General features: G+C 34.1%; 15 protein-coding genes and 3 tRNA genes. 7 read left to right on the forward strand and 11 right to left on the reverse strand.

Translation table 11 applies throughout. The features are described 5' to 3' along the window. Positions 1–13: 13 nt before the first annotated feature. Positions 14–1,726, forward strand: coding sequence for a PAS domain-containing sensor histidine kinase (locus AC3QL1_RS21130; RefSeq protein ID WP_492494104.1), 1,713 nt, complete (start codon positions 14–16; stop codon positions 1,724–1,726). Positions 1,727–1,731: 5 nt separating this feature from the next. After that, positions 1,732–2,145: a response regulator gene (locus AC3QL1_RS21135; RefSeq protein WP_492494105.1), complete on the forward strand. Its 414-nt coding sequence runs from the start codon at positions 1,732–1,734 to the stop codon at positions 2,143–2,145. Between the two features lie 306 nt (positions 2,146–2,451). Here the strand turns inward: AC3QL1_RS21135 and rpsT are convergent, their stop codons facing one another. The 5 genes from rpsT to proS all read right to left on the reverse strand — a co-directional run bounded on the left by rpsT (position 2,452) and on the right by proS (position 4,714). After that, the gene (rpsT, locus tag AC3QL1_RS21140) at positions 2,452–2,703 is read right to left on the reverse strand and encodes a 30S ribosomal protein S20 (protein WP_160375900.1); all 252 of its coding nucleotides are present in this window, start codon (positions 2,701–2,703) and stop codon (positions 2,452–2,454) included. 155 nt (positions 2,704–2,858) lie between these two features. Next, positions 2,859–2,930: transfer RNA gene (locus AC3QL1_RS21145), tRNA-Glu, on the reverse strand. A gap of 43 nt (positions 2,931–2,973) precedes the next feature. Next, positions 2,974–3,045 (reverse strand) — tRNA-Glu (locus AC3QL1_RS21150). Positions 3,046–3,085: 40 nt separating this feature from the next. Then, positions 3,086–3,157: transfer RNA gene (locus tag AC3QL1_RS21155), tRNA-Glu, on the reverse strand. Between the two features lie 78 nt (positions 3,158–3,235). Then, entirely contained in the window at positions 3,236–4,714 is a 1,479-nt protein-coding gene (proS, locus tag AC3QL1_RS21160; protein WP_492494106.1) for a proline--tRNA ligase, read from the reverse strand. 101 nt (positions 4,715–4,815) lie between these two features. On the opposite strand from proS, the gene AC3QL1_RS21165 reads away from it, so the two are divergent. The 5 genes from AC3QL1_RS21165 (at position 4,816) to AC3QL1_RS21185 (ending at position 10,427) form a co-directional block, all read left to right on the forward strand. Then, positions 4,816–5,835 carry a hypothetical protein gene (locus tag AC3QL1_RS21165; RefSeq protein WP_492494107.1) on the forward strand — a complete coding sequence of 340 codons (1,020 nt, stop codon included), beginning with the start codon at positions 4,816–4,818 and terminating at the stop codon, positions 5,833–5,835. A gap of 46 nt (positions 5,836–5,881) precedes the next feature. Continuing rightward, positions 5,882–7,378, forward strand: coding sequence for an OmpP1/FadL family transporter (locus AC3QL1_RS21170; RefSeq protein ID WP_492494108.1), 1,497 nt, complete (start codon positions 5,882–5,884; stop codon positions 7,376–7,378). A 213-nt stretch (positions 7,379–7,591) separates the two neighbouring features. Further along, positions 7,592–8,905 carry a 30S ribosomal protein S12 methylthiotransferase RimO gene (gene rimO, locus AC3QL1_RS21175; protein ID WP_492494109.1) on the forward strand — a complete coding sequence of 438 codons (1,314 nt, stop codon included), beginning with the start codon at positions 7,592–7,594 and terminating at the stop codon, positions 8,903–8,905. A 42-nt stretch (positions 8,906–8,947) separates the two neighbouring features. Next, complete coding sequence (locus AC3QL1_RS21180; protein ID WP_492494110.1) at positions 8,948–9,487, forward strand: hypothetical protein; 540 nt, start codon at positions 8,948–8,950, stop codon at positions 9,485–9,487. Positions 9,488–9,521: 34 nt separating this feature from the next. Beyond that, positions 9,522–10,427 carry an N-acetylmuramoyl-L-alanine amidase gene (locus AC3QL1_RS21185; protein WP_492494111.1) on the forward strand — a complete coding sequence of 302 codons (906 nt, stop codon included), beginning with the start codon at positions 9,522–9,524 and terminating at the stop codon, positions 10,425–10,427. A gap of 400 nt (positions 10,428–10,827) precedes the next feature. Here AC3QL1_RS21185 and AC3QL1_RS21190 read toward each other — a convergent pair whose 3' ends face one another. The 6 genes from AC3QL1_RS21190 to AC3QL1_RS21215 all read right to left on the reverse strand — a co-directional run bounded on the left by AC3QL1_RS21190 (position 10,828) and on the right by AC3QL1_RS21215 (position 20,683). Then, positions 10,828–11,919, reverse strand: coding sequence for an outer membrane beta-barrel protein (locus tag AC3QL1_RS21190; protein WP_492494112.1), 1,092 nt, complete (start codon positions 11,917–11,919; stop codon positions 10,828–10,830). 581 nt (positions 11,920–12,500) lie between these two features. Next, positions 12,501–13,466, reverse strand: coding sequence for a glycoside hydrolase family 5 protein (locus AC3QL1_RS21195; protein WP_492494113.1), 966 nt, complete (start codon positions 13,464–13,466; stop codon positions 12,501–12,503). A gap of 12 nt (positions 13,467–13,478) precedes the next feature. Continuing rightward, positions 13,479–14,711, reverse strand: a complete 1,233-nt coding sequence (locus AC3QL1_RS21200) for a glycoside hydrolase family 27 protein (protein WP_492494114.1) — start codon at positions 14,709–14,711, stop codon at positions 13,479–13,481. A 90-nt stretch (positions 14,712–14,801) separates the two neighbouring features. Next, positions 14,802–15,857, reverse strand: coding sequence for an IPT/TIG domain-containing protein (locus AC3QL1_RS21205; protein ID WP_492494115.1), 1,056 nt, complete (start codon positions 15,855–15,857; stop codon positions 14,802–14,804). Positions 15,858–15,874: 17 nt separating this feature from the next. Beyond that, entirely contained in the window at positions 15,875–17,473 is a 1,599-nt protein-coding gene (locus AC3QL1_RS21210; protein ID WP_492494116.1) for a RagB/SusD family nutrient uptake outer membrane protein, read from the reverse strand. Between the two features lie 12 nt (positions 17,474–17,485). Continuing rightward, the gene (locus AC3QL1_RS21215; RefSeq protein WP_492494117.1) at positions 17,486–20,683 is read right to left on the reverse strand and encodes a SusC/RagA family TonB-linked outer membrane protein; all 3,198 of its coding nucleotides are present in this window, start codon (positions 20,681–20,683) and stop codon (positions 17,486–17,488) included. Between the last annotated feature and the right edge of the window lie 270 nt (positions 20,684–20,953).

Genomic DNA, 20,953 nt, shown 5'->3' on the forward strand with positions numbered 1-20,953 from the left:
CTATATTTGAGTAATGAAAAGTAAAACTCTCCAAATTACTCTAATATATGTTATCATTTCGTTATTTGTAGCTGTAATCTGCGACAAATTACTAGCTAGTTTTATCTCTTCTAAACAGGAATTTTATTTCTTCATCATAAAAGATTTTCTTTTCATCTTAATTACCGGACTTGTTTTCAAATACATACTTTCGAAAAACGAAAACAAAAACAAATCAATTTTCGAAAAATTTAAAACAACAAATGAAGAAATTAAAGAATCAAACGAAAAATATGATATTGTAGCAAAAGCAACAAGTGACACGATTTGGGACTGGAAAATTCAGGAAGACAGCATTAATTGGAATAAAGGAATTGAGAGTGTTTTTGGATATAAACAAGAAGATGTTGGAAAAACCTCAAAATGGTGGTTTGACAAAATTCATCCCGAAGACAGCATCAGAATGTCTATTAAATTATATTCTTTTATCGAGCAAAAAACTGAAAAATGGCAGGATCAATATCGTTTTAGATGCGCAGACGGAACTTATAAATATGTTTTGGACAGAGGTTTTTTATTGAAAGATGAAAACGGAAGAGCCATCAGAATGATCGGTGCAATTCAGGATATCACCAAACAAAAAGAAGAAGAACAGCGATTAAAACTTCTCGAAACCGTAATCACGCAATCAAAAGATTCTATATTAATTACAGAAGCTAATTCTGTTAACGGGAAAATTCCTAAAATAGTTTATGTTAATCCGGCATTTTCGCAAATGTCCGGTTATCATTCAAACGAAATTATCGGAAAATCAACCAATATTTTTAATAAAGGTCCTAATTCAGATTCTGATGAATTAAAAAAACTTTTGCGAGCTATTAAAAATGAAGAAGAATGTTTGATCGAAACCATTAGCTACACCAAACAAAAAGAAGAATACTGGGTTCGATTTTCCATGATTCCTATTTTCAACAACGAAGGCGTAATTTCACATTGGATTTCTATTCAAAGAGACATTACCGATGAGAAAAAGCTAGAAACAGAAAAAGAACATCTTATCAGGGAATTAACCCAAAACAATAAGGACTTAAAGCAGTTTTCATACATTACATCCCACAATCTACGCGCACCTTTGTCTAATTTAATTGGACTTTTAAACCTTACCGAAGACATTCCAATTGAAGATTCTGAACTAAAAGAAATTCTGGCAGGATTCAGTAAATCAACGCATTTACTAAATGAAACCATCAATGATTTGGTAAAAGTTATCATTATTAAAGACAATCCTTCTATGCAAAAAGAAGAAGTGTCATTAAAAGAAATATTCGAAAATGTTTTTAGCCAATTATCTTTTCAAATCGAATTGCACAAGCCAATAATAAAACTGAAGTTTGACAGAGTACCATTATTAAACACAAACAAAGCGTATATTGAAAGTATTTTACTTAATTTACTCACCAATTCTATAAAATACAAATCAGAGAACAGGAAACTCAAGATTTCTATTATTGCAGAACAAATTGATCATCAGGTAATCCTGACCTTTAAAGACAACGGAATTGGAATTGATTTAGAAAGAAATCGTGATAAAGTTTTTGGATTGTACCAAAGATTTCACAATTATCCTGACAGCAAAGGATTAGGATTGTATCTTGTAAAATCGCAGGTAGAAACCATGGGAGGAACTATTAGTATCGAAAGTGAAGTTAACAAAGGGACTACTTTTACAATAACTTTTAAAAATTAATTATTATGCTTGAGCAGATTTTATGTATTGACGACGACCCAATTACATTGATGTTATGCAAAAAAGTGATTTCAAAATCTTCTTTTTCAAAAGAAATCATCACAGCTCCCAATGGCGAAGAAGCACTACATCATTTCAATACTTTAAAATACAATAACAGTAAAAACAAGGTAAATAAAAAACCAGAGCTAATTTTTTTAGACTTAAATATGCCTGTAATGGGCGGTTGGGAATTTTTGGATCATTTTACATCTTCCTATTATTCCGAATTCAATACTGCAAAAGTCATTGTATTATCTTCTACAATTGACCCTCACGATTTAGCCAAGGCAAAAAAATATCCCATAATTATAGATTTTCTATCGAAGCCTATTACAAAACCCATGCTTGAATATTTAAAAAAGAAGATAGAGCTTTAAAGTCTTTTTTATTAATAGAATAATTAGGGCATTTCCCTTCGGGTCGGGCTATCCGCTAAATCTTTTGTTCCGGAAAATTTCGGCACAAACCAAACGTTTTTTCTTGTCACAAAAGGATACCGCTCCTATCCCTAACGCAACCTGACAAAAAATAAGATATTTTGATATTTTACAAGTCCCCATTCTTAGCAAAAAATCTGCTTAAACAGACTTAATGTCATGTAAATGTCTGAAATTTAGAAATTCATTTAAACAAAAAAAAGTCCTCTAAAAGAGGACTTTATATTTTTAGGAAATTGTAATTAATTACAATTTAGCAACATGTTTAGTTAATTTAGACTTCAAGTTAGAAGCTTTATTATCATGAATGATGTTCTTTTTAGCTAATTTATCAATCATAGAGATTACAGTTGATAATTTTGAAGTAGCATCAGATTTATCAGTAGCTAATCTTAATGCTTTAATAGCATTACGAGTAGTTTTATGTTGATATCTGTTAAGAACTCTTCTTTTTTCGTTACTTCTGATTCTTTTTAATGCTGACTTATGATTTGCCATTTTGTTTTAATTTTAGATGTAATAATTATTATAGATACTAGTTAAAAAAGAAAAACCTCCCACAATTGCAAAACAATCACTTTGGTTTTAACTAATAAAATAAGAACCGAGACACCAATTTTTATTTTATAAAACTTATTCACAACTAATTTTAGTAGTCTGTAAGGGAATCGAACCCCTGTTACCAGGACGAAAGCCTGGAGTCCTAACCCCTAGACGAACAGACCATATTCTTCTAAGTTTTCTTCAATTTAAATAAAATTGAAATTGTAGTCCGTGGGGGAATCGAACCCCCCTTACCAGGATGAAAACCTGGCGTCCTAACCGATAGACGAACGGACCATTACATCAAGTTAAATAACTTAATTCGCAGAAAAAAAAGTAGTCCGTGGGGGAATCGAACCCCCCTTACCAGGATGAAAACCTGGCGTCCTAACCGATAGACGAACGGACCGTGTTTCTCTAATGCGGATGCAAAAATACAACTATTTTTAAGATGTACAATACCCGATGCAAAAAAAATTAAAAAAAATTAATATGCCTTTGCAAAAAGCACTCTTTTTGAAGAAGGATTCCCAGTAAACACACAGGTTCCCGCCTCGTCTATACTATCTAAAGGTATACAACGAATCGTCGCCTTTGTCAGGTCTTTTATCTTTTCTTCTGTGGCAGCCGTACCATCCCAATGAGCCGATACAAAACCTGCTTTACCATCTAAAACTTCTTTAAACTCCTCAAAACTATTTACTTCCGTAATATGCGTATTACGATAGTCTAATGCTTTGTTGAATAAATCACTTTGAATCTGTTCTAAAAGGTCATTTATATAATTTACAATTCCATCAGCAGGAACTACTTCTTTTGTCAAAGTATCACGTCTTGCAACTTCAAAAGTTCCATTTTCAAGATCTTTTGGCCCAACAGCAATTCTAACCGGAACTCCTTTTAATTCCCATTCAGCAAATTTGAATCCTGGTTTTTGAGTTGTTCTGTCATCATATTTAACCGAGATTTTCAGTTTTCGCAATTTAGCCACTAGCTCATTAACAGAAGTCGTGATTTCCGCTAATTGCTCATCTGTTTTATGAATAGGTACAATAACAACTTGTATTGGCGCTAAATTTGGAGGCAAAACCAATCCCTGATCATCAGAATGCGTCATTACCAAAGCTCCCATTAAACGGGTAGAAACTCCCCAAGAAGTTCCCCATACGTGTTCTTGTTTTCCTTCGGCGTTAGCAAATTTCACATCAAATGCTTTTGCAAAATTCTGTCCTAAAAAGTGAGATGTACCAGCCTGCAATGCCTTTCCATCCTGCATTAAAGCTTCAATACAATAAGTTTCGTCAGCTCCTGCAAAACGCTCAGTTTCGGTTTTTATCCCTTTAACAACCGGAATTGCCATAAAGTTTTCTACAAAATCAGCATAAACATTCATCATCTTTTCAGACTCTTCCAATGCTTCTGCTTTTGTGGCATGCGCCGTGTGCCCTTCCTGCCATAAAAACTCGGCAGTTCTCAAAAACAAACGCGTACGCATTTCCCAGCGAACCACATTTGCCCACTGATTAATTAAAAGAGGCAAATCTCTGTAAGACTGCACCCAACCTTTATAAGTAGACCAAATAATTGCCTCACTCGTAGGACGAACGATCAGTTCTTCTTCAAGTTTAGCATTTGGATCAACCATTAATTTTCCGGGTTTGTCCGGATCGTTTTTTAATCTATAATGTGTTACAATAGCACACTCTTTTGCAAATCCTTCTGCATTTTTTTCTTCAGCCTCAAACATGCTTTTAGGCACGAATAAAGGAAAGTATGCGTTTTGATGTCCTGTCTCTTTAAACATTCTGTCTAACTCAGCCTGCATTTTTTCCCAAATAGCATATCCGTATGGTTTGATAACCATACAGCCTCTAACTCCTGAATTTTCGGCTAAATCTGCCTTAACAACCAGCTCGTTATACCATTTCGAATAATCTTCTGATCTTGTAGTGAGGTTCTTACTCATATTGAATAGTTTGGCACAAATTTTGTTTTAATAATTTTAACTAAATAGTTTGACAAAACTAACTATTTTTGTAATGTGCAACAATAAAAAACACCACAGATATGAAAACTTCTATTTCTCTTCGCCAAAATTCAGCTCATTTCTACTTAATTGGATTACTGAGTTTTCTAGCAGCATCGTGTGGTTCTTACCAAAATACTTCTTACAGTGATAATGACGGAGTATATGGTGGTTCTTCAAGAACGTATGCTCAAACAAATACCACAGGTACTAACAATCAATATAAGGAATACTTTAAATCATTACAAGATGATAATCAGCCTACTGAAATTTTTACAGATGTAGATTCTTATGGAAATTATGCTGAAAATGACAGTACGCAAACTGCAACTTCTACCGCTTATCCAGCTTGGGGAAGTGCAAATACAGATGTAGCCGTAAACGTTTATTCTGATCCAACCTGGTCAATAGGTTTTGGTTTAGGATGGGGTTATCCTTATTATGGATGGGGTTATGGTTATGGCGGCTACTGGGGATATCCTGGATATGCATGGGGTTATCCTGGTTACTGGGGTCCTGGATGGGGTTACCCTGGATATTATTGGGGAGGCGGTTACGGATACCGTTACAATAACTACGCTTACAACTATGGAAGAAGAGGTTCTGCCGCTTATTATGGCGGAAGAAACTACGCATACAACAGAAATTACACAAATAGAGGATATAGCAGCAGAGACTACTCAAATAGAAGTTACACAAACAGAAGCTATACCAATAGAGGAAACTATACCACAAACAGAAATTACACTAACAGAAGTAACGGATATTCTGATTACCGAAGAAGTGCTGTAAATGGCAGAACAACAAGTCCTACTTTTACAAACAGAAACTATTCTAACTCTAACAGAAGCAGTGGCTACGATTATTCAAACAGAAGTTCAAGCAATACTACTACCAGAAGCTACAACAATGGTAGTAATAACTCTTCAAGAAGTTATTCATCACCAAGTTCAGGCTCTTCCCGTTCTTATAACAGTGGCGGCGGCGGAAGCATGAGATCATCTGGCGGCGGTGGCGGCGGTGGAAGATCTTACGGCGGTGGCGGTGGAGGAAGAAGATAATTCCTCTACTGTTTCAATCTATAAAATCATTTAACACCTAAATCAAATGAAAAAAATATTCTTCCTAATTATATCAGGACTAACTATTAGCGTCTCACATTCGCAAGAAGTTTCAGATGCTGTACGTTATGCTCAGGACAATTTGACTGGAACTGCCAGATTTAGAGCTATGAGCGGAGCCTTTGGAGCCGTAGGTGGAGATTTATCCTCTCTTTCTGTAAACCCTGCAGGATCTGCTATATTTCTAAACAATCAGGTAGCGGTAACTTTAAGTAATGTAAACACTAAAAACAATTCTGATTATTTTGGAACTCAAACCAGTGACAAAGACAATTCTTTTATACTAAATCAGGCTGGTGGTGTTTTTGTTTTTAATAACACAAATCCTAATGGCTGGAATAAAATTGTTATTGGAGCTTCTTATGAAAACACAAAAAATTTCGACAATAATACTTTTTCAGCAGGAACAAATACAAATCCAACCCATTCTATTGATCAATATTTTTTAGCTTATGCTAATGGAATATCATTGGGAGACATTAAAGGCGTACCTTACGGAGATCAACTTTATGGAGAACAGCAAGCTTATTTTGGTTATTATGGCTTCGTAATTAATCCTCTTGCAGACAACGACAATAATACACAATATACCACTAACATGCCTCAAGTTGCAAATTATCAGCAAAATGAAATATATGAGAGAGGATATAACAGTAAATTAAGTTTTAATATCGCGACATCATATAAGGATAGAATTTATTTTGGTGCTAATTTAAATGTTCACATTACAGATTATAGAAGATCAAGTAGTTTCTACGAAAGCAATCCATTACAAACAAGTGAAACTATATCTAATTTACGATTCAACAATGAATTATACACGTATGGAAATGGATTTTCATTTCAACTTGGTGCCATTGCTAAAGTAACCGAATCATTTCGTCTTGGATTAGCGTACGAATCAAATACCTGGTATGAATTATACGATGAAATTTCTCAAAGTCTTTACACAACAACACAAGCAGTTAATGGACCAGAAAATTATGCGGATGTAAATCCAAATATTATTAATGTTTACGAACCATATACTTTACAAACTCCAGGAAAATTTACTTTTAGCGGCGCTTATGTATTTGGGAAATCAGGCTTAATTAGTGTTGATTATGCTATAAAAGACTATGGAAACACAAAATTTAAACCTACAAATGACACAGGATTTAGAGGATTAAACAATGACATTAGTGATCAACTAACCAATAATGGTGAATTAAGAGTTGGTGCTGAATTCAAAATAAAAAGATTAAGCTTAAGAGGTGGATATCGTTATGAAGGAAGTCCTTATAAAGACAAAACAACAATTGGAGATTTAAACAGTTACTCTGGTGGTTTGGGATATAATTTTGGAGCAACCAAATTAGATTTAGCCTACTCTTATGCACAGAGAAAAACGAATCAGGGATTTTTTGCTACAGGATTTACTGATGGAGCCAATATTACATCGAAACTTAATAATGTTTCTTTGACTGCAATATTTGAATTGTAATTAAGAATAAATAGATGAATGGAAATTTCCGTCAGGTTTTTTACTTGGCGGATTTTTTTTAGCCCTGATGGAAGCGGCATCCTTTTGTGGTGGGGTTCACCACAAAAGATATAGCGGACAGCAGGATTAGCTTCATAAAAAACACGTAAAACAAACCGAAACAACTGGTGTTTGAATAAAAAAGTGTAATTTTGCACTCCAATTTATAAAAGTATGAGAACCAAGTCTTTAAAAAAGAACAAAATTAACGTAATCACTCTTGGGTGTTCAAAGAATGTTTATGACAGCGAAGTGCTTATGGGACAGCTTCGTGCGAATGGAAAAGAAGTACAACATGAAGCGCCTGCAGCCGAAGAAGGAAACATAATTGTAATTAACACTTGCGGATTTATTGATAATGCAAAAGCAGAATCGGTAAATATGATTTTGGAATATGCTGATAAAAAAGACAAAGGTTTAGTTGATAAAGTTTTTGTAACCGGATGTTTGTCTGAACGTTACAGACCTGATTTAGAAAAAGAAATTCCGAATGTAGATCAATATTTTGGCACAACAGAATTACCTCAACTATTGAAAGCTTTAGGAGCCGATTATAAACACGAATTATTAGGAGAACGTTTAACTACAACTCCAAAAAACTACGCTTATTTAAAAATTGCCGAAGGCTGCGACAGACCTTGCAGTTTTTGTGCGATTCCGTTAATGCGTGGAAAACACGTTTCTCAAACTATTGAAAAACTGGTTAAAGAAGCAGAAGGTTTAGCAAAAAACGGCGTAAAAGAATTGATCTTAATTGCTCAGGATTTAACTTATTATGGTCTTGACATTTATAAAAAGAGAAATCTTGCAGAACTTTTAGAAGCTTTGGTAAAAGTTGAAGGAATTGAGTGGATTCGTTTGCACTACGCCTTCCCTAGCGGTTTCCCTATGGATGTTTTGGAAGTAATGAAGCGCGAACCGAAAATCTGTAACTATATTGATATTCCGTTGCAGCATATTTCTGATTCGATTTTGAAATCAATGCGTCGCGGAACAACTCAGGCAAAAACAACTCAATTATTGAAAGATTTCCGTGCTGCGGTTCCGGGAATGGCAATTAGAACTACTTTAATTGTTGGTTATCCAGGAGAAACTCAGGAAGATTTTGAAATTTTGAAAGATTTTGTTCAGGAAATGAAATTTGACAGAATGGGATGTTTTGCTTATTCTCATGAAGAAAATACACATGCTTATCTGCTTGAAGATGATGTTCCAGATGATGTAAAACAAGCGAGAGCCAATGAAATCATGGAATTGCAATCGCAAATTTCATGGGATTTGAATCAGGAAAAAGTTGGAAAAGTATTTAAATGTATTATTGACAGAAAAGAAGGTGCTCATTTTGTGGGAAGAACAGAATTTGACAGTCCGGATGTTGATAACGAAGTTTTAATAGATGCATCAAAACATTACGTAAAAACAGGTGAATTTGTTAATATAAGGATAATTGAAGCAACAGAATTTGATTTATACGGAGAACCTGCTTAAATTTACAGTATTCATTTGCTAACTTTTATATAAGAACCATTTATGAAACCTATACAATCTTTATTTCTTTTAGTTTTTACCTTATTATGTTTCAATTCTGTTTCTGCACAGTACGGAAACGGATATAATAATGGTTACGGCGGAGGCGGCTACGGAAGAGGCGGCGGAATGGGAATGGACAGAAGCATGATGGCAGGACCTCAGGGAAATACAAGTAAACCTAAAGAAATTCCAGCTGAAGAAACTGCAGCCAAAATTGTAGAACAAATGAAACCTGTAGTCAATCTTGACGAACTTCAAGCAATTGCAATTGCAAATGTTTTTACGGACAGCATGAAGGAACAAGGGGTTCTTTTGAAAAACGAAAGCAGCAGCCAGGATGAAAAAATCGAGCAAATGAAAGCGCTAAGAGAAGCTACTACAAAAAAAGTAACTGCTTTTTTAAATCCGGATCAGATTGAAAAATATACCGCTTTTATGGCTGATTTCAAAGAAATAAAGAAAACGAAATCTAAAAAGAAAAAAGATTCAAAAGAAGATAAAGACGATAAAAAAGAAACAGAGACAATAAAAACAGAATAATAATTGTTTTAACTATATCTTAAAAATAATAAACATGGCAAAAAAACATTTTTGTTATCTGATTTTAGCAATTATTATTACTTCTTGCTCTACAAATCCTTATAAAAGCACTGAAAAGGTTTACGATCAGCAGCTTAAAAATTTAGAAAATCAAATTACAAGTAAAGAAGCACAAACAATACCCGCAGTTAGCCCTGTAGTTATTGATACTACTTATGCGCAACAATTAGGTATTGTAAAAGATACGCTGTCAAAAACAGGATCTACTGCCCTACTTAACGGAATAAATACGGAATGGATTGGCACGGTAAACTTTAATTTAAGAAAACCGAGCTTTATCATTATTCACCATACTGCACAGGATTCTATTCAGCAAACCATAAACACTTTTATCAAAACTAAAACACAGGTAAGTGCTCATTACGTGATTTCTGAAAACGGTAAAGTAGTTCAAATGCTTAATGACTATTTAAGAGCCTGGCATGCCGGAGCATCAACGTGGGGAAAAAACACAGATTTAAATTCCAGCTCAATTGGTATTGAATTAGACAATAATGGCTTTAAGCCTTTTACTGAAGCACAAATTAGCAGTTTGATAGCTCTTTTAACTAAATTAAAAAAAGATTACAACATTCCGACTCAGAATATTCTGGGTCACGCTGATATTGCTCCGGGAAGAAAACAAGATCCAAGTGGATTGTTTCCGTGGAAAACTTTGGCAGAAAAAGGATTTGGAATCTGGCCAGATGAAATTTTAGAAGAAGCTCCCGTGGATTTTAAAATAGAACAGGCTTTGCGTATTATTGGTTATAACACCAAAAATCTTACTGCGGCAATTCAGGCTTTCAAATTACATTATATTCAAACAGATACTACATCTGTTTTAGATCGAAAAACAATTGATACGATTTATTCTATTTACAAAAAACAACTTCAATAAAAGAAGAAAACTAATAAATACAAAACGCGTTTCTAATTGTTTAGAAACGCGTTTTTTTTATTTTGTATAAATAGTTGCCATGATTCGATTAAAATAGTTTGCCACAGATTAGATTAAAAAAGATTATTTTTTCTTGTTCTGTGTTGATTTTTTTCAACCATAAATTACACTAATTAGCACAAATTAAAAAGTGACATTTTAGATAGATGAAGGAAAAAATAGTGGAAATTAGTGGGATTACTGCGCCTGTTCGCTATCACTTAGGTCATGGCAGAAAAACATTAGGAATCTTTTAGTAATTTGATTTGTTGCAAAAAAAACAGGCAGTAATAAAAAAGCTGCCAAAACATTAATATGTTTCGACAGCTCCAAAAAAAAAAAAAAATATCAATCTTTATCTCTAGAAAGAGTATGTTGTAGCAAGTAGCGCGTAGAATGATCCGCCTGTTGGCAAAGCATCTTTGTCTAAAAATATATCTTCTGATGCAGCATCGTATCTTACCTCAGGAATTATTGTCAGTTTTCCAACTTTGTAATTTAACGACAATGTGTTTGCAAATACACTAGAACCATTTAGAGTTCCAAGATTTAAAGCATCTTTAGCGTCAAAATATTCAATTCTGTAAGCCAAAAGCAAATCCGGTTTGAATGAATAATTAGCATATCCTACTAGTGAAAACCACTCACCGTCTAAAGTGCTGTCAAAATCATTTTTTGATTTGGCATACGTTGCATTAAATCCAAGACCGAAACTATCACTTATTGTTTTTGATGCAACTAAATCAAATTGCGTTTTATTTTCATCTGATGGCACTACCAAAGTTCCCGGTGTTGGATTAGTACTTCCTGACGTAAAGTTCAGATAGACACTTCCTGTTTCACCAATATATCCTAATTGTCCGATATATGTTTTTTGGCTTGACCCTGCATCCATCGCTGATTTAAAATCAGTTGGATTTGTTATACCAAACATAGCCGTAAATTTACCTGAGGTATATTGTGCTTTTAATCCAGTGTTAAAGAACGGCCCGTATGAGAATGCATACGACATACTATAGTTTTTATTATCTACTGCATCTAATACCTCATATCCTATATGAGTACCAAAACTACCGGCAACGAATTTAAATTTCTCTGTAACCTGATAGGTAAAATACAATTGTTTAATTAAAAATTTTGCATTAATATCTTTATCTGTTGTTTCATTATATGAAAACTCTCCTGCTCTTTTACCAAATCCTAAGTCTACAAAAACAGAGGCTTTGCCAAATGAATGTGCTGCCTCGACGGAAGCCATTCCTAATTCGAATGAATCTTGTGAGTTGGTAAAGCTCGTTAATCCATTCATTTGTTTTGAAAAATCATATTTATAATACGCGTCTGCAGATCCTCCCCAGGTCGTTGCAGGTGATGTTGTCGTTTCAGTATCATCTTGTGCAAAAGCAACAGAGCTGGTTAACATCGCGGCTAAAATGTGAAAAACTTTTTTCATGTTTTAAATTGGTTTTTAGTTATTAATTGATTCTGGTTAGTTAATTTTTATATATGTATGTAATACTATAAGTCACTTCTAAAACCTCTTATTTCCCTCTAAAACCTCTTCATTTTCATTAGCGAATTTATTAACTTTTGTATGAGTAAAAGAATCGATGTATGTTTTTTTGATGTTTTAGATGAAGAATTATGGATTACAAAAATTATTTTAACAATAATCGTTATTTGACATTTATAAAGATTTATTTTTGAAAATTCAATAACGGTTTTTAACCAAAAACAACCAAAAAACAAGGGTCAACGACAAAATATAGAACACAAACAACCAAAAATGGTCTATAAAAAGTTTAAAAAAGGCAAACTACCACATAAAAAATAGGGGGTAGTTTAATTTTATAATCAAATTTTAAAAATCAACACCGTCTTATAACGACTTATTCACCTCTTTTTATATCAATAAAAATTCTTACAAAATTTAATTATCAAATAATTGATGTATACCTATTCACTAACATTTTTATAAAACAAAAAACCTGTTCAAAAAATGAACAGGTTTTAATTATAGGATAATATTAAATATTATTTCTTCGAATTGTACTTTCGTAAATACTCCCGAACTTTAATTCCGGATTCTTTTAAATCTTGTGTTTTCCATTTTCCATCAGAGCTGGCTGATTTTTTTAATATGGAACAAGTTTCTTCTTTATCTGATATTGACCATGTGATCCAGCTTAATCTACGCTCTTCCATCCAATCGATATATTCTTGCCAGGCTTTGTAATTCAGCGGTCCATCTCCGGAAGCTTCCATTCCTGCAGATTCTGAAATGAAAATAGGTAAACCCTTTTTTATGGCTTCATCAGTTCTGTCTCTTAACTCTTTTCCATGTGTAGCCGCATAAAAATGCATCGTATACATTAAATTAGTGTATCCTTTTATAGGATCTTCTGCCGGCAGATTAACATCCTGATCCCAATGTGGCGAACCAATCAAAATAATATTGTCTGGATCATTTTCTCTTATAACCTTAATTATTTCTTCGGCATAAACCTTAACCTCTGGCCAGGTTTCATAATCCGGTTCATTAAAAACCTCATAAATTATATTGGGATGCTTTCCGTATTTCTTCGACATTTCTGCAAAAAACTCTTTGGCTTCTTTTAGATTGATATTATGACTGTGCCAATCAATAATTACATATATATCTGATTGTATTGCTCCATTAATAACCGCTTCAATCTTTTGTTTTGAAAACTGAGGCTCCTTTATATAAGACCATTTTCCTAATTCGACTCCCATTGCAGCGCGAACTACAGTACATTTAAAATCTTTTTTGAGCCAGTTAACTGCTTTTTCATTGTAAAATCTGGGCCACATACTATGCCAGCCAAAACTCAGACCGCGTAAAACAACAGGATTATTACTTTTATCCATTAATTGAGTTCCAGAGACATGAAGCTGTCCATGCTGTTTTACAAATTGTGCAAAGGAAACAGAAACCAACATTAATAAAACAAGAGTAAAAAATTTCGTTTTTGATTTCATTACTAATTGATTTTACGGAATTAATCTAAGCGTAATTACATCGTGAGGAGCAAGATCTGAAGTAAAATTCTTCTTTGTATTTCCCACCTCTTTGTTTTTCCAAAGGTCTTTTAATCTATAAATCGTTTTACTGAAATCAGCTTCATAACCAAAATCAGCATCTTTTATAATATGTTTTTTCCAATCGAAATTGATTTTTTTTGCAACTTCACTTCTATTTAAGAAAGTCACCGCCCAATTTCCATCTGATAAAGGTTTCACCCAAACTTCTAATCCGTCTTCTGCTGAATATTTAAAACCCTGAATTCCTAATTTATCCTGATCAACAGCAATTAATTCCTTATTGGTTAAAATTGCCAAAGTTTCTTTTGACATTTTTGTGAAATCATTTCCGGCAATAAGAGGTGATGCCAACATACACCACATCGAGAAATGCGATTTATCTTCGGTATCATTCATTTCGTTTCCTACTTCCATCATATCAAAATCGTTCCAATGATCCGGACCTGAATATTTACGAATATCTTTTCGCATTTCTGCAATTTTCATAAATCCCCAAGATGACCAATTTTCCGGATGTTTGAATTCGCAGTCAAAACAAGGATAAATATCTCCTGAAATTCTCCAAAGATTTCCAATTGGTTTTCCCCACTCCCAAGGCTGATTATCACCCCATTCGCAAAGACTGAAAACAATGGGTCTTCCGGCAGTTTTTAGTGCGTTGCTCATTGTTGTATAAGCTTCTGGTGCCGTAATTCCTTTAGTATTACACCAATCATATTTTAAAAAGTCAATTCCCAGTTTGGCATAAAAACGGGCGTCCTGATATTCATAACCTCTTGTTCCCGGATATCCGGCGCAAGTTTGAGTTCCTGCGCAATTGTACAAACCAAATTTTAAACCTTTACTGTGTACATAATCAATTACGGCTTTCATTCCGTTAGGAAACTTTACGGGATCCGGAATAAGATCTCCGTTAATATCTCTTTCTTTTGTCATCCATCCGTCGTCGAGTACTATATAATTGTAACCCGCAGCAGCCATTCCTGACGACACCATAATATCTGCCGTTTCTTTTACTAATTTCTCATCGATTGCTGTTCCAAAAGTATTCCAGGAATTCCACCCCATTGGCGGCGTCATGGCAAGTCCTTCAAATTTCCCTCCTACTTGCGTGTGTGTATTTCCCTGGCTAAAGCCAAAAGCAGAAACACATACAGCCAAAACTAAAATTATTTTCTTCATTATAATTTAATTTAAAATATGGTGTAAAAAGATATTCCCTAATTTTTCAATTAGGGAATATCTAAAACAAAACTCAAAACAAAATACTTACTATTTTAATACAAATCCGATATCATCAAATAAAACAATATTTCCTCCATCGTTATTTGATTCCTGAAATGTCAGCATCGTTATAATGGACGGATTTCCTAAAGTACTTAAAGGAATTTCTATATAAACCCATGAAGTTGTCACCGGAAGAATATAGTTCGGACCTCCGTTTACGCTGAAATTAACCTGACCATTTTTTGAACCTTTAACAGCAATTCTCATTGCTTTGTAAGGCGTCATATCAACATTGAAACCCCAGTTTCCTCCGTCCCATTGACCAAATTCCCATCTCCATGATTTTTCACCTTGGTAAGAATCGCCGTCATAATCAAAATTCACACCTTTTCCAGCCCAAGGCCCGCCCCATTGCATACCATATAATACATCATCATACAATGCCGTTCCGATAGCTTCTTTAGAAACTGCCGTTCCTGAAATATTGGTTACTGCAAGATTTCTGTGATTTGCATTTGCCGGAATTTTTACAACAATTTGTTCTAAAGTCGAAGATATAATTGTTACCGGAACTTCTGGCTCAGTTGCTGTTTCTGCCAATGTAACAACCGGATCTAAGAAATATTTCCCTTTAATAGTTACCTCATCACCTTCAACTGCATTTATGAAATTAAATCCGCTAAAAGTAGGTACAGGAGGCGCAACTGTTAAACTAAAAACAGCCGTTCCCTTGTCAGTAACTACCTTCAACTCATTTGAAGCATCGGCAAAAGGAGTATTTTCATCTACCAATATAATGATATCCGTATCTGTTACAAAAGTGGGTCTGAAGTAGGTATCATAATCATTAAAGTATACTTTTTTAGTAGTAAGCAATCCTTTACCGTGAATTACATAATAATTTTTAGGATCTACTAATGTCACCGGATTTAACGGTTTCATACTTCCGTCAGTATTATAACCAGACGGCATTACGGCTTCTATAACTGGTCCTCCGCTGTAAGCCGCATCTGCATCATCATTTGAGCATGAAGTAAAAAGCATTAAAGATAACATCCATGTCAAACATGCTGTTAACGAAACAATTTTTATATTTTTCATATTTTTATTTTTAAAAATTATTTAAAAGTATAGGGTGCTACTTCTGTCAATTTTGGATTTTTAATTAAATCATCTGCAGGATAAGGCAATAAAAGACTTGTTGCAGAAATTGTGATGTGTTTCTCTATGTCTTTGTCTCCTCTGTTTTGTGCTTCTAATATTGCTTTGGCTTTGCTAAATGGCAAACGTCCCAAATCAAAATAATAATCTCCTTCGCAGGCTAGTTCTGCACGTCTTTCTTTGAAGATATCATCAAAAGAGATTGATGCTTTTTCTGTTAAACCGGCTCTTCTGCGAACGGCATTAAAAGATTTAAGAGCTGCAGCATCTGTAGTACTTCCTGTTTGTGAACCCAATATGGCTTCTGCATGTATTAAAAGTAATTCTGCATAACGCATCATATAACTGTTCATGCTGCTTTCTCCATTAAACGGAGCGTTGAAAGGTCCTGTTATTGGTAAATTTTCTTTTCCGATTACATACTTTTTCAAACCTGAACCTGAGTTTTGAGCTTGATTTGCTTCTTCAAATGTATATCCTAATATTTTTGGAGAATCTACTGCAAGTGTTTGTGCATAAGTTAAGTTTGGATAAAAATCTCCAGGCAGCATAAAAGTTTCTTTTCTTCTTTTATCTCCATTTTCAAAAACATTATGAATTAAATCCTGAGATGGCGCTATCTGACCAGAATAAGTAGTTTCAACCAATCTGTTTTCAGGAGCAAATAATGTATTCGAAAAATTTCCTTCAAAATAAGTTCCTGATCCTGTCCATTGCCATGAAAAAATAGACTCTTCATTATTATTATTTTTTTGCAGAAATAAATCAGCGAAAGATTTTGTTGGCAATTCATCTCCTCCCAACAATTTAAATTCTCCACTATTAATTACTTCCTGAGCCATTGCTCTTGCTAAATCATATTTCTTTTGATATAAATAAACTTTTGCCAAAAGAGCTTTAGCAGATCCGCTGGAAACGTGTGCATTTGCTGCATAATCAGAACCTCTGTTTTTAGATTTACAATTGGCAATTGCGAATTTCAAATCGTTTTCGATAAACTTATAAACGTCTTCAACAGGATTACTCGGAATCACAAAATTCTTAGAATAATCAGCATTGTTTTCGATAATTGGTACATTTCCCCATAATCTTACCAAAAAGAAATAAGAAAAAGCCCTGATAAAATGCATTTCTCCAAGCGCATTATTAAGCGCCGCCGGACTAACATCCGGACCAACACTTTGCGGCAAAGTATTAATAAAGGAATTACAATTTGCAACTGCTCCAAAACAGGATCTCCAGGAATCGCCAATAAAAGACTGCGAATTTGTAAAACTTAAATCTGTGAATTTTCCAAACTCATTATAAGGGCCGGCATACATATTTCCTGAAATTACATCTGTAATTCCATAAAATCCTTCCTTGTTCATATTAAACCATACAATACCGTACAATCCGTTACTTGCATTATCAAGTTTGGTATCTGAGTCGTAATAATTACCTATCGTTGGTGCTCCCTCTGCAGGTACATCCAAAAAATCCTGAGAACATGACGACGATGCCAATAACACAAAAGTCATTAATACAGCGCTGCTTCTTTTTATTATATTTTTCATATTTAATACGTATTAAAATTCAACATTAAAACCAAAAGTTATCTGTCTAGGTACCGGATAACGGCCGTTATCAACACCAGACAATAAAGCATCCTGGTTATAAGAACCTACTTCGGGATCGTATCCTTTGTACTTTGTAAAAGTGTACAGATTTTGTCCTGAAGCATAAATCCTCAATCTTGTTAATTGTAGTTTCGAAATCATATCAGAAGGAAGAGAATATCCAATCGTAACGTTCTGAATTCTTAAATAAGATCCGTCTTCGATAACACGTGTTGAAACTGCATTGTTGATGTCATTATAAGCAGATGGTCTTGGCAAAGAAGCATCTGTATTTGAAGCTGTATAAAAATCAGCCGCATCTGTTAAATAATTGGTTCCCAAATTGCTATTTAAAGTACCTGACATACGCGTTAAATTCATCAATTTATTACCTGATGTTCCCTGAAGAAAAATAGACAAATCAACATTTTTGTATTTGAAATTATTCGTAAATCCGTAAGTAAATTTCGGGTTTGGATTTCCAATTGTCACTAAATCTTTGGTATCAATAATACCGTCATTATTTTGATCTTTGTAAATTACGTCTCCTTTTTGAAACTCAGGCAATAATGAATTTGTTCCGTTTTTTAGAATTACTCTTGTTCCCGGAGCCGTTTCATGACCATACGTCAACAAATCTGCATCTGTTCTGTAAATACCATTTGCCTCATATCCAATAAATGAACCAATTGGCAAACCTTCCTGCGTTCTGGAAACCGTTACCGTATTGTAAGCAAGCGTTCCCATTGTTTTTACAATATTTAATCCCGCCATATTAGTCACCTCATTTACATATTTAGTAAAGTTGGCACTGGCATTCCATGAAAAATCCTTTGTAAATTGATTGGTATAACTAAGCGTAATTTCCAAACCTTTATTCTCCATACTTCCAAGATTAAAATAAGGAGGATTTACACCACCTTCATAATCCCCGCCTCCGGAAAGGAAGTTTGGCAAAGGCACCTGATACAAGAAGTTTTTATTGACTTTTTTATAAACATCTACAGTAGCAGAAAGTTTAGAATCAAACATTGTAAAATCTAAACCTAAGTTAGTTTGCTCCTGAGTTTCCCATTTCAAATCTTTATTTGCAGTGTTTGATGGTAAATAAGAAGTTCCCATTGTACTATTAACCAAATGCAGATTAGAATCATATAAATTATTTCCAATTTGATTGTTTCCTGTTTGTCCCCAACCCAATCGTATTTTAATATTATCCACATACTTTTTAGTGCTTTCCATAAAAGCTTCGTTTGAAAGTTTCCAAGAACCTGTAGCCGAACTAAAAACCCCCCATTTATTTCCTACGAAAAATTTTGAAGATCCGTCAGCTCTAACCGCAGCCGAAACACTATATTTATCAGCATAGTCATAAACAACCCTTCCTAAATAAGAAGCCAAAGTCTGAGTTCCTGAATATACGCCGCTCGTCACCGCTTTAGACAAATCTGAAGCAGCAAGCGATTTATCATTATTATCCTTATAACCATAACCTGTTATTGAATATCCTTCCCAGTGCGATCTGTTAGCCTCTTGAACTGCCAAAACTGTAAAATTGTGTTTACCAATTGAATTTCTATACGTAAGCATGTTTTTTAAGTTCCATGAATTACCTGTCGAAGGATTGTAATATAAATTAGCATAGCTTTTTGCGGCATTTCCTAAAGAATACATTGGATCAAATCGTTGTCCCAAATTATCATAGATATAACCACCGGCCTCAAAACGATATTCTAAACCTTTAAACAAATCAATTTGAGTATAAAAATTTCCTGCGTAGTTTTTTCTAACCAAAGTATTAGAACCTAATAAAGAAGTAGCAACCGGGTTTACAAATGATGTTGCGCCACCAGCCGGAGGGCCGGCAAAAGCGCCCGATAATTCTCTAACGGCAACATCCGGAGTCGCTAATAATGAAGTGGCGACAACCCCATTAAATTGTCCGTTCAAAGTCAGTTTTTCATCTGTAATTGCGCCACTTACGTTCACACCTACTTTGATGAATTTATTCACCTTTGCATCAACATTTGATCTAAAATTATATCTTTTAAAACCAGATTCGATAACAATACCTTCCTGATTTAAAACCCCTCCTGAAATGTAATAGTTAATTCCTTCTTTACCTCCTGAAAAAGACAATTGGTTTGAAGTCATAATTCCAGTTTCATAAATCGCATCCTGCCAATCTGTTCCTGTACCCAAAAGTTCAGGATGTGCAAATTCCGGACGTTTACCGCTTGGGTCATAAACATCTCCTAAAGCATTTTGATGCGTTGCATATTGCTGCAAGTTCATTGAATGCAATTTCTTTGGAAGATTACTTATCGAATAAGAATTTTCAAAAGACAATTTTCCTGTTCCTTTTTTACCTGATTTTGTCGTTACGATGATAACTCCGTTTGCTCCTCTTGAACCATAAATAGCAGTTGCAGAAGCATCTTTCAAAATATCAATAGACTCAATATCATTAGGATTAATAAGTGCCAGCGGACTTACTGTAATATTACCATTGTTGGAGAAATTTGTATTTCCCTGCGCATTTCTTCCGGAAGTAGATGAGTTTCTCGCATCACCTGAAATTGGCACACCATCAATTACATACAAAGGTTCGTTTGTTCCTGTCAAAGATGAAACCCCTCTAATTCTTACCGAAACATTACTTCCCGGCTCACCAGAGTTACTGTTTACAACCACACCAGCCGCTTTACCCTGCATCATCTGATCAAAAGATACTACTTTTAAATTCTCGATATCTTTAGAGCTGATACTTGAAATCGCACTGTTGATGTCTTTACGTTTTTGAGTTCCGTAACCAATTACAACAACATCTTTCAAATCTTCAGCACTGGATCTCAAGACTACATTAATAGTAGTTTTTCCATCTACAGCTATTTTTTGTGTATTAAAACCAATAAAAGAAAATAATAAAGTGGCATTTGCCGGAGCGTCAATTGTATATTTTCCGTCAAAATCTGTAGAAGCCGTTGTTTTTGATCCTGCAACCGAAATATTAGCTCCGGGAATCGACAGCCCCTTTTCATCAGATACTGTTCCTGATATTTTTACCTGAGCTGCTATAAAATTACTCGTCAGTAACAAAAATAAAATCAAAGGAACAGATCTGTGGTTAGCGTTCCAATGAATGAAGTTAGTCATTAGTTTTTTCATAATAAATGTTTGGTTAGTTTAAATTGTGTCTAATTCAGTAATAAAAAAGGGTGTCATTTATTTTCTAAATTATTTAACAAATCTATAACAGAAGTAAACATTAAATCGATAGTATTATATCATTTAATGATAATATTTTTACTATATCATCTTAAAAAAACATATATGAAAATAAAAACTATTAAAAATTACATTATTCGTAATTTCATATACCCAGATTATGAAATTTTATAAATTAAAATTAGCGAATCAGTCAAAAAGCAATCGATT

It is taken from the genome of Flavobacterium sp. GW823-FHT04A11, assembly GCF_058796535.1.